Annotated in this window: 11 protein-coding genes; all 11 read left to right on the top strand. The window is 67.7% G+C overall.

Annotated features, from left to right (window positions below):
• The first annotated feature begins 2 nt into the window (after positions 1-2).
• Positions 3-284, top strand: a complete 282-nt coding sequence (locus ACWUI7_RS05015) for a DUF7854 family protein (protein WP_496641133.1) — start codon at positions 3-5, stop codon at positions 282-284.
• 69 nt (positions 285-353) lie between these two features.
• Positions 354-692: a DUF7855 family protein gene (locus ACWUI7_RS05010; protein WP_496641132.1), complete on the top strand. Its 339-nt coding sequence runs from the start codon at positions 354-356 to the stop codon at positions 690-692.
• On the top strand, positions 692-1,585 hold the full coding sequence (locus ACWUI7_RS05005; RefSeq protein WP_496641131.1) for a DUF7856 family protein: 894 nt from the start codon (positions 692-694) through the stop codon (positions 1,583-1,585). Before ACWUI7_RS05010 ends, ACWUI7_RS05005 begins: the two co-directional genes overlap by 1 nt.
• A 24-nt stretch (positions 1,586-1,609) precedes the next feature.
• Positions 1,610-2,389, top strand: coding sequence for a DUF7857 domain-containing protein (locus tag ACWUI7_RS05000; protein ID WP_496641130.1), 780 nt, complete (start codon positions 1,610-1,612; stop codon positions 2,387-2,389).
• Positions 2,386-3,036, top strand: coding sequence for a MinD/ParA family ATP-binding protein (locus ACWUI7_RS04995; RefSeq protein ID WP_496641129.1), 651 nt, complete (start codon positions 2,386-2,388; stop codon positions 3,034-3,036). The genes ACWUI7_RS05000 and ACWUI7_RS04995 overlap by 4 nt, the downstream gene beginning before the upstream one ends.
• 64 nt (positions 3,037-3,100) lie before the next feature.
• Positions 3,101-3,763: a M48 family metalloprotease gene (locus ACWUI7_RS04990; protein WP_496641128.1), complete on the top strand. Its 663-nt coding sequence runs from the start codon at positions 3,101-3,103 to the stop codon at positions 3,761-3,763.
• Positions 3,764-3,895: 132 nt separating this feature from the next.
• Positions 3,896-4,702: a QueT transporter family protein gene (locus ACWUI7_RS04985; RefSeq protein ID WP_496641127.1), complete on the top strand. Its 807-nt coding sequence runs from the start codon at positions 3,896-3,898 to the stop codon at positions 4,700-4,702.
• Between the two features lie 24 nt (positions 4,703-4,726).
• Entirely contained in the window at positions 4,727-6,667 is a 1,941-nt protein-coding gene (locus ACWUI7_RS04980; protein WP_496641126.1) for an ABC transporter ATP-binding protein, read from the top strand.
• Positions 6,664-7,446, top strand: coding sequence for an energy-coupling factor transporter transmembrane component T family protein (locus ACWUI7_RS04975; protein ID WP_496641125.1), 783 nt, complete (start codon positions 6,664-6,666; stop codon positions 7,444-7,446). The genes ACWUI7_RS04980 and ACWUI7_RS04975 overlap by 4 nt, the downstream gene beginning before the upstream one ends.
• 154 nt (positions 7,447-7,600) lie before the next feature.
• Positions 7,601-9,106 (top strand): phenylalanine--tRNA ligase subunit alpha, encoded by a 1,506-nt coding sequence (gene pheS, locus ACWUI7_RS04970; protein WP_496641124.1) that lies wholly within the window; start codon positions 7,601-7,603, stop codon positions 9,104-9,106.
• On the top strand, positions 9,106-10,863 hold the full coding sequence (gene pheT / locus ACWUI7_RS04965) for a phenylalanine--tRNA ligase subunit beta (RefSeq protein WP_496641123.1): 1,758 nt from the start codon (positions 9,106-9,108) through the stop codon (positions 10,861-10,863). The genes pheS and pheT overlap by 1 nt, the downstream gene beginning before the upstream one ends.
• Positions 10,864-10,959: the final 96 nt, after the last annotated feature.

The following is a 10,959-nucleotide window of genomic DNA, read 5'->3' as shown; positions in this document are numbered from 1 at the left end:
CCATGGACCGCATCTCCGCGCTGCGCAACATCGAAGACGCGCTTACCGCGTTCGAGGCCGGTGAGGCTGACCTCACGGCGACCGAGCGACGCGTCGCCGCTGTGTTGCGCACGTACGCGACGACGTTCGAGGGCGAAGATGCCGTCTACCGCGCGACCGGCGACCCGCCGATCGACGGGCGCGTGGTCGTCGCACCCTCGGCTCCGGCGGCCCGCGAGCGGGTGATGGCTGCTGCGGGCGTCGACGAGGAGACGCTCGACGTCTTCGAGGTTGAACGGGTGTGACCCCGCCGCAGTCCGGCGATCGTCGCCAGCTCCACAACCGCTAAGTAGCATGACGCGGCATCGCTCTCCGTGATACTCGTCGTCACCTACTCGACGGCAGCCCGGACCGGGCTTCGGAACGTGTGTCGTCGTCACGAGGACCATGTCGTCCGCCGGTTCGGCCGCGCAGCACTGCTTGAGGCAACCACCTACGGGGCCTTCCTCGCGCTCCAGCTCCGTGAGACCCACACCGACGACGTCCAGATCGAGTGGACAGAACCGTTCAACGAGTTCGTCCGCGTCGACGAGGACGTCCGTGCGGCGGCCGCGGCGTACGCGAACCGCGAGACAGCTGCGACGCCGTACGCCTCGTTCGCGGCCGGCACCGACCATCCGGCTCCCGACACGATGAAGCGCCGCTCGCTGTGATGACTCGGAGGCACCATGAGCGGCGCGACGCCGAACCGGGCGCTGGGACCGGCAACGCTCGGTCACGATCGACCGACAACGCATCGCCACCCCACGGCACACCTCCATCGGTTGATGAGACACACTGTCGTGCGGACGCGCCCACTCCCGACACGCCGGCTCCAGCGACACCACCGATCCCCGATCCTGCGACCGTGCTTGGTCGACTGCCGACCGGTACGACCCTCTGTACGGAGCTCGCTGCGGCCGCGTACTCTTTGGGCCACCGGTCGTCGTACGCGACGGAGCTCGGCTCGCTCCGGGCGGCGATCGAGGCCATCGACCCGGCGACCGTCGACCTCACCGAGCCGCGGCGACGCCTCGCGGCCGCGACCGGCGAGGAGACGCGACTCGTCGAACGCGTCGCGGCGGCCCGCGGGGAGCTCCGCGCGCGCCAGGAGATAGCGGCGGAGACCGACGCGGCCCGCGAGGCGCTCGAGGCGGCCGCCGCGTCGCTCGCAGAGGTACAGACGACGCGGATCGCGGCCGAACAAGCGCTCAAGCGTGCCCGTAAGCGAGCGGCGGCGAGCCGTGACGAACGCGATCGGCGGCTCCGGCTTCGGGACCGACTCGAGAACCGACGTCGGGCGGCCAGACGCGAGCTCTCGCGGAGCGTGTACCCGGCGTTTCACGACGCACTGGCGGCGCTGCCGGCCGGTGACCCGGATGCCGCCGGAAACGCCCCGAGGGACTACACCGGGTCGCGGCTCATCGCGTCGGTCGCTGCGGTCCGCATCGCGTCTATCGAGGGGCCGGTGGTGCTCGAACCAGACGTCGCCGACACCATTCGCGGGTGGCCGGGGACGTCACCCGACCGCGCGCTGGGCGTGGTCACGGTTCGACCCGACGCTTAAATTGGATGCCGGCACACACGACGTATGCGCGTGGACCTCTCGTGGACCGTCGACCGGGTCGACGGGGTGTGGTTCGTCGCTTGTCGGCTCCACAATCAGACTGCGGCGACCTGCCGAGTACGTCTCGATAGTCGTCTCGATGGGCCAGTGCTTCCGCCACGACGCCGTGGTGTGCCAGTGCCGGGCTGGGACGCCACCGGTCTCAGCCTCGAACTCGGGCCCAACGAGCGCCGTGGCGTCGGCTTCGCGTGTCCCATGTCGCCCGATAGTGACGACGACGGAGACGACACCGACCAAACGCCACCCCCACCAGACCCGCCGGTCGCCGTCACCGACTGTGCGCCGGTCGACCCTACGGCGTCCACGTCGAACCCGACAGCGGCAGCCGCCGTTCGTCGCCTTGGCGACCATCGGCCGCCACGCGCCGTGGTCGACGGCTCCCCCACGCCCACGACCGCGGCGTCGATGGCTGGCACCGAGTCGAACGCGGTGGCCGACGGCGGGACTGGCAGTGACCAGTCTGCTGCTGGGGGTTCCTCCCTCGGCGAGACGGCCGCGATTACCGCCTGGCTCGACACCGTCGAGGCGCGCGTCGAGCACGCAGAGCGCCTGACCGACTCTGACCTCGAGACGGCCACGGCCGCGCTCGAACGAATCGGGAGTGCCGCGGCCGCGGTCGACCTCGCTTACCAGGTTGACGCCGACACCTCACGACTCACCCAAATTGCTGATCGCGCGTCGTCGCTGGCACGGCGAGCTGAGGCGACGGACGTGCCGGTCGAGCCACTGGAGCGACTCACATGATTCTCGCCGTCGCCGGCGGTAAAGGCGGGGTGGGAAAGACGACACTTGCGTACAACCTTGCGGCCGCACTTGACGCGGTCGTCGTTGACGCAGACCTCGGGATGGCGGATCTGCCGGCGGCCCGTGGTCCGGACCTCCACGACGTGCTCGCTGGACGTGCAGCCGTGGAGGAGACGATCCGTCCGGGACCGGTAGATGTCGTCCCGTGCGGCCGGACGTTGGCCGGCGCTCGCGCGGCCGACGTGACACGGCTCGTGGACACACTTGAGGCCATCGAGCGGGAACACAGACGTGTTGTGGTCGACTGTCCGGCCGGCCGACGCGCCGACGTGGGTGTTCCACTCGCGGCGGCTCGGGCGTGTCTCGTCGTGGTCTCACCGCGGGCGTTCGCGCTGGCGGACGCGATCCGAACCCGTGAGCTGGCTCGCGAGCTTGAGGCAGGGCTCGTCGCCTGTGCGATCAATCGGGTCGTCGAACTGCCGCCGACGGACGCGATCGCCGACGCCCTCGGCGCGCCGGCGGCGGTCGTGCCAGCCGATCCGCGTGTCGGACGATCCGTCACCGCAGAACGACCAGTCGTGACCGCGGCACCACAAAGCGACGCAGCCGCGGCGATCCAATCGCTCGCCGACCGCGTGCCGGCGTGAGGCCGGTGTGGTAGCGCAGGCCGGAACACGTGATTTTAGCTGGGTGGGCACCGATAGTCACGTCATGCAGCCGGTCGTCTTCCTCGTCGGCATCGGGATCCTCGCGTTCCTCACCGCGGCCGTGGGACCGCTGTACGTGATGGACCGGTTTCGCGACCTTCGCGAGCCGACCGACCCGGAGCGGGCGGCCCTGGACGTAATGCGTCGGAAGGCCGGCCTCGGCGTCGATCGAGTCGCCGTACTTGAGGAGGAGTCGGCCGTCGACATCTCCGTCCGCGGGCCACCTCGTCGCCGCGTGCTCTTCGTCACCGAGCCGGTCGTTGACGGGATCGAAGCGGACGTCGCTGTCGGACTGCTTGCGGCGGAGGCAGGACGGGTGAAGGCGCACTTCGCTACGTTTCGTGCCGCTGCGGTCGCCGTCGTCGTCGCGCTGTTTACCGCAATCACGACGACCGTCGTCGGGTTCACGCCGGGTTTCACCGCCCTGATCGCGGTCGGACTGACTGCGTTGTGGGCCGGTCGGCGTGTTCAGTACGCCGCAGACGCGCACGCGGCCGACACGGTGGGTGCTGGGCAGGTTGCCGACGCCTTCGAGCGCGCCGCCGATCGAAGCGGTGTCACCCCTGCGACCGGCGACTACTCGACGTGGCTCGATATCCAGCCCCCGCTCGGCGATCGGATCGCGGCACTCCGTCGGCAGGCAGACGAGAGAGAGTCTGGTGAATGACACGTTTGTGGCGATCTGTTGGAATTGATGGCTCGGTGAAGGCCACGTTGATCCACATATCTGGATCATCTGTCAGACTTGGCGATCACGGCACCGATCGGCTTATGCGAGTCGCTCACAATGGCTCGCTTGATGCGAGAGATACTCACGATGTGGCGTGAGACACGGATGGTGCTCCTCGTGGCCGTCGTCGCCGCGGTGTACGCTGCCGTGCTCGTGCCGTTCCAGACGTTTCAGATAATCCCCGGGATCACGAGCATTCGCCCGGCGAACGTCCTTCCGGTGATCTTCGGGATCATGTTCGGTCCGGCAGCCGCGTGGGGATCGGCGATCGGTAACCTGATCGGGGACGTCTTCGGGGGCACGTTCGGACCGGGAAGCGTTGGCGGGTTCGTCGGGAACTTTTTTTTCGGCCTGCTCGGCTACAAGCTTTGGGGGAACCTTCGGCCGCTCTCGGCAGGCGTCGAGCCTGACTTCCGTGAGTCGGCCGGACGCCAAGCAGTTGAGTACGCCGTCGTCGCCGTCGCGGCGTCCGCGACGTGTGCGGCGATCATCGCGTGGGTTGTCGACCTACTCGGACTCGTTCCGTTCGCGGTGCTCGGGCCGCTCATCCTCACCAACAACGCCATCGCCGCCGTCGTGCTCGGCCCGCCGCTTTTGTACCTCACGTACCCGCGACTGAAAGCGCTCGGGCTGCTCTACCCTGACGTACTCCGTGCAGACGACCTCTCACCGGGGCGACCAGGATTGGACGGCGTCTTGGCGTGGACGCTCGTGATCGTCCCGATCGCGTGGGTCGGCGTCGGCACGCTGCTCAGCACGGGTGCGGGTCCATCGCTGTCGAGCGTCGCTGCGGTCGGTGCGGTCGGCATGGCGGTCGTGGCCATCGCTGCGGTGCTCGTCGGCGAACGACTCTCGGGGCTGTTGGACGGTGCGTGATCGAACGTCACGAGGGCCGCGGCGATGACTGATAGAGATGAAGGCGTCGCGACCCGACTGCGCGACGTGGTGTTCTCGTACGACCGCGAGGCGTCGCTTCCGGACCCGAATGCGACGGATTCGGACGCGACGGATTCTGCCGGTCGCGACGCCGCCGTGCTTCGCGGGGTCGACGTTGACGTCCCAATGGGATCGTTCACCGTCATCATGGGGGCGTCTGGGGGCGGCAAATCGACGCTGTTGCGCACGCTCAACGGGCTCATTCCGGACTTCATCACCGGGTCATTCGCTGGCGAGGTCGAGGTACTCGGCCGCGACGCCACGGCGACGCGGGTGAGCGAGTTGGCTACCGACGTCGGGATGGTGCTCCAAGACTACGAATCACAGCTGTTCGGCACGAGCGTTACCGCCGAGGTCGCTTTCGGTCCCGAGAACCTCGCGGTTCCACCGGCCGAGATCGACGACCGAATCGACGATTCGCTCGCGCTCGCCGGGCTGTCTGATCTCGACCGCCGACGCGAGCCGGCCGCCCTCTCCGGCGGACAAAAACAGCGGCTCGTCTTCGCAGGCGTCGCGGCCATGCGGCCCGACCTACTCGTCCTCGACGAGCCGACGAGTGACCTCGATCCCTCCGGGACTCGCCGGCTCCTCTCGGCGGTGGGCCAACTTGCCGGCGGTCGACTCGACCGCGTTGACTCGGTCGATCAGCCCGAAACAGTGGCACCCAACACAGCGGCGCCCGACGACGATCGCACAGCCGACGAGGTGGCTTGGGCGGGCCCCGAGACCGTCGTCATGGTAACACACAAAATCGAGGAGGCGCTGCTCGCAGACCACGCGATACTGCTTGAGGACGGCCGGGTTTCCAGGGCTGGGCCGGCACGGGAGGTGTTCACCGATACGGCGGCACTGCGCGCGTCGCGCGTTGCGATTCCGCCGCTCGTCGCCGCGTTCGACGAGGCAGGCGTTCCGACTGCGGACCTCCCGCTCACACCGGCCGAAGCCGTCGACGTCGCCGCCGCACACGGACTCTCGTGGACGCCACCAGCACGTCTCGACGACGACCGGTCAGCCACCGAGGCGTCCGCCACCAGTGTCCCGGCGGGGACCGGTGAGACCCTGGGTGAGCCGTGTTTCGAACTCGAGAATGTCGTCTTCGCCTACGAGACGGATCGCGGGCCGAAACGCGCCGTGGACGAGGTCTCGCTGACGATCCGCACGGGCGAGGTGGTCGCCCTCGTCGGGCACAACGGCTCCGGCAAGACGACGCTCGCAAAACACCTCAACGGCCTTCACGCCCCGGATGCCGGCCATGTGCGCTACGACGGCCGCGAGGTCACCGACTACTCGATGTCGGCCATCGGTCGTGACGTCGGCTACGTCTTCCAGAATCCCGACCATCAGCTGTTTGCCGACACCGTCCGCGAAGAAGTCGAATTCGGCCCACAGAACTTCGGTATCAGCGGTGAGGCGCTCGACCAACGGGTGTCACAGGCGCTCGAGACCGTCGAATTGACCGACCTCGCCGACGCCGACCCGTTCGCGCTCTCGCGTGGCCAGCGACAGCGCGTCGCCCTCGCCGGCATCCTCGCGACCGACCCAGCCGTCATCGTCTTTGACGAGCCGACGACGGGACTCGACGCGACACAGCGCGACCAGTTTATGCGTCTCGTCGCCGAGCTCAACCGCACGACGGGGTTGACGGTCGTCGCGATCACCCACTCGATGGAGACGGTGGCACGGTACGCGCCACGGACCGTCGTGCTTGAGGACGGGCAGGTGGCGTACGACGGGAGCACGAGGCGGCTCTTTGCTGACCGCGACCGACTCGATGCCCACGCGCTCCAGCCGCCACACGTCGTCGAGGCGTCGAACCGGCTCGCGGCGGCTCGTGACCTGCCGGATGCCCTCCCGGCGCTCTCGGTCGCAGAACTCGCCGCGGGACTCGGTGGTGGTGACGTGTGAGCGCGACCTCGCTGTACGTCGACCGGGCGTCACCGATCCATCGGCTCGACCCACGAAGCACCCTCGCGCTCGTGACAGCCCTGTTCGTTGCGGGGTACACCTTCGACGACCCACGGTACGCGGCGGTCCCGCTCGCGGTTGCGTTCCTCACGCTCGTCGCCGTCGGTGGCTGGCGAAACTTCCGGCGACTCTCGCCGATCGTCGCCGCCCTCTTTCTCGTCGGACTCGTCGTGTGGCCGGCGTTCACCCAGCCAGGCGGGCGCATCTTCCTCGACCTCGGGCCGATTACGCTCTCTGAGCGCGAGGTGCTGTTCGCGCTCGGTCGCTCGGAGCGAATCGCGGTGTTCGTCGTCGGGGGGCTCCTCTTCGTGACGACGACCTCGAACGAGGAGCTCGTCCGTGGGATGCGCCAGCTCGGGGTGCCGTACGCGTTCTGTTTTGCGGTCGGCACCGCACTCAGACTCTTTCCGACCTTCCTCGAAGCGGCGACGACGGTGAAACAGGCCCAAGCGGCGCGCGGGCTCAACCTCACAGAAGGCGGCGTGATCGCTCGGCTGCGTCGGTCTGTTCCGTTGTTGGTCCCGGTGTTCATGACGGCGTTCCGCAACGTGAACACCCAGTCGATGGCGCTTGAGGCACGCGGATTCGACACCCGCAGTGACCGGAGCTTCTACGGGGCGCGTCCGCTCGCCGCCCGCGACTGGGTCGTCGTCGTGGTCGCCGCTATCGTCGTCGTCGCCGTGATCGGGCTGCGTCTCGCCGGCTTCGGCACGCTGTGAGCCAGCCGGTCGTCGCGTCTGCGTGAGCTAGCCGGTCGTCGCGCCTGTGTGCGCCAGCTTGTTGCTCCCGTGGGACCGACCCTGCACCACGACTCGCGGCCGCGACGACCCGGAACCGTTACCAACAGGCCACACGCGTATACACACAACTCGAATGCGACTCCCGGAACGACAGCTCGCCGTCCTCGAGGCGGCGAGCGCGACGGACGAACGGACGATCGGCGACCTCGCCACGGAGACGGGGCTCAAACCCGAGACAGTGACCGGCGCGGCGTTTGAACTACGCGACGAGGGGCTCCTCGACGTGACGGAGACGACCCGCGAGCGCGCGGAATTGACCGACGAGGGAGCCCGGTATGTCGACGAAGGACTGCCCGAGTGTCGACTCTACCGGGCCGGCCAGGGACTCGACGCTGCCGACACGCCCGTCTCGATGGGTGAGGCCATCGGCGCGGCCGACCTCGACGGTTCTGCGGTCGACATCGCGCTCTCGAACTTCGCCCGAAAGGGGCTGGGGTCGATCGACACCGGCGAGCTGACCATCGACCCGGACGCCGACCCGAGTGACGATCCCGAGATGGCGGCGCTTGAAGCGCTCGCAGCCGATACGCCTCCGGCGGATGACGACGTCGTCGACCGACTCGACTCGCGGGGGTTGGTTCGGGTCGTCGAGTCGGTGACCCGTGCGGTGACGCTCACCAACGCGGGCGTCGATGCACTGATGGCCGGCGTCGAGACGGCGGAGACGGTTGCCGAGCTCACCCCAGAACTGCTGGCGAGCGGCGACTGGCGGGACGTGGAGTTTGCGAGCTACGACGTCGAAGCCGACGCCCCGCAAGCGACCAGTGGGCGCAAACACGTCCTTCGCCGGACCGCAGACCGCGTTAAAGACGTGCTCGTCGGCATGGGGTTCCAGGAGATGGCGGGCCCACACGCCGACAGTGACTTCTGGATCAACGACTGTTTGTTCATGCCCCAAGACCACCCGGCACGCACCCACTGGGACCGGTTCGCGCTCGACGTCGAGCCGATGAAAGCCGTCCCCGAGGCGCTTCTCTCGCGGGTCGAACGCGCCCATCGTGAGGGGTGGGGCGAGGACGGCGACGGCTACCACTCGCCGTGGTCGGCTGATTTCGCCCGCGAGATCGCCTTACGCGGCCACACCACCTCGCTGTCGATGCGGTACCTCTCCGGACACGCTGGCGCGCCGCTCGACCCGCCACAACGGTACTTCTCCGTCGAGAAGGTGTACCGCAACGACACGCTCGACCCGACACACCTCCTCGAATTCTTCCAGATCGAGGGATGGGTGATGGCCGAAGACCTCTCCGTGCGCGACCTGATGGGGACCTTCGAGGAGTTCTACCGGCAGTTCGGGATCACCGATATCCGGTTCAAACCGCACTACAACCCCTACACCGAGCCCTCCTTCGAGCTGTTCGGTGATCACCCTGAGACGGGCGAGGAGATCGAGATCGGCAACTCCGGTATCTTCCGTGAGGAGGTGACCGGGCCCCTCGGTGTCGACTGCGACGTCATGGCGTGGGGACTCGCGCTCGAGCGACTCGCGATGTTGACCACCGGCGCGGACGACATCCGCGACCTCCACGGCACGCTCGCCGACATCGAGTTCTTGCGCACCGCGGAGGTGAGCTACTGATGCCCGTCGTCGACGTCGACCCCGACGAGCTACGCGGGCTCACTGGCCACACCGACACGAGCAACGAGGCGTTCAAACAAACGCTGTTCGGCCTCGGATTAGAGTTCGAAGGCGAGACCGACGACGGGTCTCTCCAGTTCGAATTCGCTCCAGACCGTCTCGACCGGCTCTCCGTTGAAGGCGTCGCCCGGTCGCTTCGGTACCACTACGGCGACGACCGGGGTGTGTACGTCCCGGAGACGAACGACCCCGAGTGGACGATCGAAGTCGACTCGTCGGTGCCGGCCGAGCGCCCCTACGTCACCGGTGCCGTCGTTCGGGGCGTCGACCTCGATGAGTCTGGCCTGCAGTCACTGATAGGGTTACAAGAAAAGCTGCACGCAACGATGGGCCGCGGCCGGGCGAAGGGGGCGATTGGGATCCACGACCTGGCAATGGTGAAGGGCGCGCCCCATCGGGAGGGTGCTGAGCGCTCCATCACCTACCGCGGTGTCGAGCCCGACGGCGACACGTTCGTCCCGCTCGCTGCGGCCGAGGAGCTGACGCCGGCGGGTGTCCTCGAGACACACCAGACCGGCCGCACGTATGCCGATCTCGTCCGCGAGTACGACCGCTACCCGGCGATATACGACGATCTGGGGCTCTTCTCGTTCCCACCAGTGATCAACGGCCGACGGACCGAGGTAACGACCGGGTCCCGCGAGCTGCTCGTCGAACTCACCGGCACCGACCAGTGGACGATCGACAAGATGTGTACGATCGTCTGTTATGCGCTTTCGGCGCGGGGTGCAACGATAGAGGAGGTCACGGTGAACTACGCCGACGGCGCAACCCACCCGAGCGAGTACGAGGCGGAGCTGGTGCGTCCCAACCTCGACATTGAAGAGAAGTCGGTCACCCACGACCGGATCGAGACGCTCCTCGGCGTTGACTTCGAGCCCGAGGACGTCGTCGACTGCTTCGAGCGCTCCGGACTGGACGCAACGTACCAGCTCGACGAGTCGGTGACGTACGACGTCGAGATTCCGCCGTACCGTGTCGATGTGCTCCACCCGCTCGATCTCGTCGACGACGTGGGGCGCGCGTACGGCTTCGACGAGTTGATGCCGCGGTACCCGGATGCGGGAACCGTCGGTGGGCGACACGAGCGAACGCGGCTAGAGGACGCCGTCCGCACGAGTCTTGTCGGCCTCGGCTTCGAGGATCTGCTCAACTTCCACATGACGAGCGCCGAGCAGAATTACGACCGGCTCCGCGTTGACCCCGGCACCGGCGGCGTCGCAGTCGAGGACGGCGTCTTCGGTGGCGGCGACCCGGTCCAGATCACCGAGCCGTACAGCGAGGCGTATACCCAGCTTCGGACATGGGCGCTCCCGTCGCTTCTGCAACTGCTCAAGGGTAATACCCACAACGCGTATCCACAAGACGTTTCAGAGATTGGGTTTGTCGCCGAGCACGACCCGACCGCGAACACGAGCGTCGCAGAGTCGCGTCACGTTGCCGGCGCGCTCGCCCGAAGAGACGCCTCTTACGAGGCCGCGAAGGGCCGACTGCAGGCCGTCTGTGACGGCTTCGATCGCACCCTGGAGACCCCACCGACGGACCATCCGACGTTCATCGACGGTCGGGTTGCCGACGTGGTGATCGACGGCAACCGGGTCGGCGTGATAGGTGAAGTTCACCCGGCGGTCCTCGTTGACCACGACCTCGAGGTCCCCGTCGCCGCCTTCGAGTTCGCCCTCGACGCGCTTCGGTGAGCGGCACGTCGACCCGTCCACGGTGCATCACGAACACCGGATCCACACGAACGATCCGGACGTGGTCGGTCGAATCGGTGGCTTTTTTTGACCCAC

It is taken from the genome of Halorubrum orientale, from assembly GCF_059623105.1.
The sequence above is the reverse complement of the archived record's forward strand: the minus strand, read 5'-3'. Positions and strand labels throughout refer to the sequence as shown.

Coding starts and splice junctions, on each gene's coding strand:
- ACWUI7_RS05015 (WP_496641133.1), top strand. CDS start 3: ATGGACCGCATCTCCGCGCTGCGCAACATCGAAGACGCGCTTACCGCG.
- ACWUI7_RS05005 (WP_496641131.1), top strand. CDS start 692: ATGACTCGGAGGCACCATGAGCGGCGCGACGCCGAACCGGGCGCTGGG.
- ACWUI7_RS05000 (WP_496641130.1), top strand. CDS start 1,610: ATGCGCGTGGACCTCTCGTGGACCGTCGACCGGGTCGACGGGGTGTGG.
- ACWUI7_RS04995 (WP_496641129.1), top strand. CDS start 2,386: ATGATTCTCGCCGTCGCCGGCGGTAAAGGCGGGGTGGGAAAGACGACA.
- ACWUI7_RS04990 (WP_496641128.1), top strand. CDS start 3,101: ATGCAGCCGGTCGTCTTCCTCGTCGGCATCGGGATCCTCGCGTTCCTC.
- ACWUI7_RS04985 (WP_496641127.1), top strand. CDS start 3,896: ATGCGAGAGATACTCACGATGTGGCGTGAGACACGGATGGTGCTCCTC.
- ACWUI7_RS04980 (WP_496641126.1), top strand. CDS start 4,727: ATGACTGATAGAGATGAAGGCGTCGCGACCCGACTGCGCGACGTGGTG.
- pheS (WP_496641124.1), top strand. CDS start 7,601: ATGCGACTCCCGGAACGACAGCTCGCCGTCCTCGAGGCGGCGAGCGCG.
- pheT (WP_496641123.1), top strand. CDS start 9,106: ATGCCCGTCGTCGACGTCGACCCCGACGAGCTACGCGGGCTCACTGGC.